General features: G+C 41.7%; 1 protein-coding gene. It reads left to right on the top strand.

The features are described from left to right. Positions 1-667 (top strand): UPF0236 family transposase-like protein (locus ACOI1D_RS21810; RefSeq protein ID WP_422504303.1); only part of this gene is annotated, 667 nt, incomplete at both ends.

Raw genomic sequence — 667 nt, forward strand, 5'->3', positions numbered from 1 at the left:
TCAGGAATTAGATACAGCCATAGCTTCAGGAAGAGATAAACAACGGTTTTATTTAAAGGATAAGCGAACACTGAAATTCGAATCTGTTTTCGGGCAAGTAGAACTAAAAAGAAATTATTATCAGGATAAGGAAACTGGGAAGTATGTTTACTTATTAGATCAATATTTAGCCTTTGATGGCACAAAGGGAATAAGCCCAGTGGTGCAGGATCTGGCCATTGAACTAGCTGTAACCGGCGTTTCCTATCGACAGGCTGGCAAGGCGATTGAGAAACTTTTGGGCTATCCTGTCATCAGTCATGAAGGCATACGCCAGCAACTTTTGAATACAGAAATTATTCCTGAACACGACGTGCAGCTTGAGCAAGACGTTGTATTTGTGGAGGTTGATGGGCTTTATACAAAAAGCCAGGAGAAAAAGAAAAAAGGCAGGGAAATTAAGATTGCCAGTGTGCATCAGGGTTGGGAAATGAATGGTAAACGGGCAAAGCTAATGGAGAAGCGACATTTTATTCATGAAGGAAACCTGCCGTTCTGGGAAGAATTTGAGCAGTATCTAATGAACACTTACGAGTATGATCCGACCAAACACCACCTCGTTATCAATGGAGATGGAGCGAAATGGATAACATCCTGCCGGGATTATTTCCAGCATAATGCGACCTTT

The sequence above is a fragment of the Virgibacillus sp. DJP39 genome (assembly GCF_049310925.1).
Lineage (GTDB): Bacteria > Bacillota > Bacilli > Bacillales > Amphibacillaceae > Virgibacillus_F.